The organism is Brachyspira aalborgi (genome assembly GCF_008016455.1).
In the GTDB taxonomy this organism is placed as follows: Bacteria; Spirochaetota; Brachyspiria; order Brachyspirales; family Brachyspiraceae; genus Brachyspira; species Brachyspira aalborgi.
In genome coordinates this window covers 2,000,885-2,004,324 of record NZ_SAXU01000001.1, presented here as the reverse complement: position 1 = coordinate 2,004,324, position 3,440 = coordinate 2,000,885, and the positions used below count along the sequence as shown (strand labels likewise).

Annotated in this window: 1 protein-coding gene; it reads right to left on the bottom strand. The window is 21.5% G+C overall.

All coding sequences use genetic code 11. The features are described from left to right. Positions 1–139: 139 nt before the first annotated feature. Complete coding sequence (locus EPJ79_RS08980; protein ID WP_147739233.1) at positions 140–3,199, bottom strand: PD-(D/E)XK nuclease family protein; 3,060 nt, start codon at positions 3,197–3,199, stop codon at positions 140–142. Positions 3,200–3,440 lie beyond the last annotated feature (241 nt).

Genomic DNA, 3,440 nt, shown 5'->3' with positions numbered 1-3,440 from the left:
GATGAGATGAGATGAGATGAGATGAGATGAGATGAGATGAGAATTTCTCAAGAGTTTTTATTATATTTATAATATCTATCATTATAATTTATTTTACAATATTTTATATTTTTTGTCAAGCAATAATTATTAAATATTTTTATTCTTCTTTATAAGAATATTCGCAATTTTGATAATTTATACAATTTTCGCATTGCTCTTTTCCCGAAACGGCGATTAATTTATCTTCAAAAATATTTTTAAATATTCTCTCAAAATAATCGTTTAAATTAAAATCTCCGTCTTTATAACCGCAAATTGTTAAAAGAATATCTTTATTGTCAAATATAATATAATCTTCTTTATTTACAATATCCGCTTCTTTATAAATTGCAAATACAACTTCGCATTTTTCAACCAATTCGTCTATATTAAAATTATCGCTTTTATTAGGTTTTATTATATATTCGTCTATAGCGTATCTTAAATATAAAATCGGTTGTAAATACGCGTTTATAATTTCTTCCATAGTCAATTTCGATAAATATTTTTTTAATTCTTTCGGATAAACATTTGCCTTATAATCGACTATTCTTATTCCGTTTATTTTATTATCGTTTGAATAACTAAAATCTATTCTGTCGATTCTTCCGCTTATCTTTATATTATGATTATTGTAAGAATATACTTTAAACTCGTTTATTTTTTCTTCAAAATTATTCGGAATATAATCGCTATTTTTAGATAAATCAATTTCGTATTTTATAAAAGAATTCATAACATTATTAATTTCTTCAATCATAACTTCTTTATCGGCTTCGTTATAAATTTTAATTTCTTTTTTGTTAAAATATTCTTCTATAGTTTCGCTTGCAATATTTTTATAAGAATTAAATTTATCTTCTTTCAATTTACAATTATTATTAAATTTTTCTTTTATTTTATTGTAAAAATTTTCAAAAATCTTATGGTAAATTGTTCCTTTATCCATTCTATTTATTCCCATAATTAAAGAATCTATAGAATCTCTTTCAAATAATCTATTATAAATATATTTTATCGGACATTCCATTATCTCTTTTATTTTGCTTACAGAAATTGTATTTGATAAATCTTCTTTCAATATTGAAATAAAATTTTGAGGATTTGTATAAACGCTTTCTTCATTTTTATTATAAACTAAATTAACTATATTTTTAATATTTTTATCAAAACTAATATCGTTTGGATATTCGTAATTTTCTTTATAAAAAAACAGACTTATTGTATTTTCTTTTTCAGAATGAATATTATTTCCTTTCGGAATATAATTTTCTCTAAATATTAAACCGTTTTCTTTTAAAGTGTCGAATTTAAAATCTTCGTTTCCAAGTTCTAAAAATAAATCTTCTATATAGAAAAAAGGAATTTCCAAATTTCCGTCTTTATCTTTTAATCTGAAAGAAAAATAAACTATTCCGTTATCGTAGCATGACGAAATAATATTTAAAAATAACGCGTAAGAAATATCGCTTAATAAATTTTGAGAGCTTAAAACATATTTTTTATATTTATTATTTATAGATTCTCTTAATTTATTGCTTATAAAAAATGTGTCGGGTTTTCTATTTATAAAATCGTTATTCGCTCCAAGTATAAATAAATATTTTGCTTTTAGTCCTCTCGCATCGTATAAATTGCTTATAGTTAAAGAAATTTCTTTATTATTGTCGCCTCTTAAATATTCGTCTTTTATTAAAATATTTAAAGCTTCATGAAAATCCATAGGCGAAATTTTATTTTTAGAATTATCATTAGCCGTAAGTTTTAAAACAATTTCTACAAAAGACGCCAAAGAATCGTTATCTCTGTAAAAAATCTCGTCTTTTTTTATATAAACGGAATTATAATATTTTTCTTCTTCTATATTTTCTTCAAATATCAAATCGATTTTTAAAAATTTTAATATTTCAATATAAGCCGAACCTATTTTAGAATAAGTATCTGAAGACATAAGTTTTTTTAATAATTCTATTAATTTTATTATTGAATTTGAAATTTCTTTATGTTCTTTATTATTTTCAATATTATATAAAAAATCGCTTAAAGGCATTTTTTTAAATATTCTAAAATCTTTTGAATATAATAATTCTCTTATATTATAAGGATTTATTCCGTCTATATTTGTTAAATAAGGCGAAGATAATAATTTTATTAAAGCGTCAATATCTATTTCTTTTCCTCTCTCTATTATAAAAAATATCGAAGTTAAAACGGGAATAAGAGGCATTCTCCAAATAAAATTTCCTCTTCTTTGATTAAATTTTATATTGCATTCTTTCAATCTTCTTGCTACAGCTTCTCTATATTTTTGAGTGTCGGAAAAAATTAAAGCGATATCGCTTAAAGGAATATTAGAATTTTTAAGTTTTATAACTTCGTCTATTACCGTGTCGATTTCTTGATTGATTCCAAATCCAGCTATTAATTTTATCTGTTCTTTATATTTATTTAAATCTTCTTTATTATTTTTATTAATTAAGGTTTTTGAGAAATCTGATATATTAGAATATTCAAAATTATTTATTCCTTGATAGAAGTCTTTATAATTAGAAAAAATTTTATCAATATTATATGGCATAAAAGCTTTTATATTGATATTATAATTTTTATTTATCGCCTCCAAAAATATTGAATATCTTAAAGGCACGCTTTCAAAATTATAAATTTCTATTTCCTCATATTCTTTAAAATCGTATATTTCTTTTTTATTTATAGAGTTTATAAATAGTTCAAAAATATCGTTATCGTCAAATAAATTTTTTGCTTTGTTATTTGATTTATAAATAGAAACTATTTTTTTTATATCTTCCAAATTATTATTTAAATCCAAATCTTCATTATCTTTGCCGATTATAATTTTTGCAAAAGTAATCTCTTCAATAAAATTATAAATATTAGCGGCGAGTTCGTAATTTTTATTTTGTTTTGATATTATTGAATCTTTATTTTTATTTGTAAATTCAATTAAAGCTTCGTATATATTAATTATCGCAGTCGATTCTTCCAAACGAGAAACATTATTTTTTATAGAAAAGTTTTTAAAAAATTTATCGATTGTCGTTCTATAGAATTCAAATAAAGTTTTGTAATTTGTTATATCGAGAGAATAATAATTATATCGGCTATATAAATAATAGTCTCTTGATTTTGAGTTTGGAAATAAAATTAATTTAGACATTTTTATCCTATTTATATTTAACAATATTTTATTAAGTTATATCAAAAGAGTAAATATTTGTCAATAAATTTAATATAATTAATGCTTGACAAATTTTTTTAATGTTGTATAATTTAATTGTAAAAATATTTGCCGAGAAATCGGTGAGGAAAGTTTGATATGAAAATCACAACAAATAACAATACTGTAAATTTGTTAAGCAAAGCAAAGCAAAGCAAAGCAAAGCAAAGCAAAGCAAAGC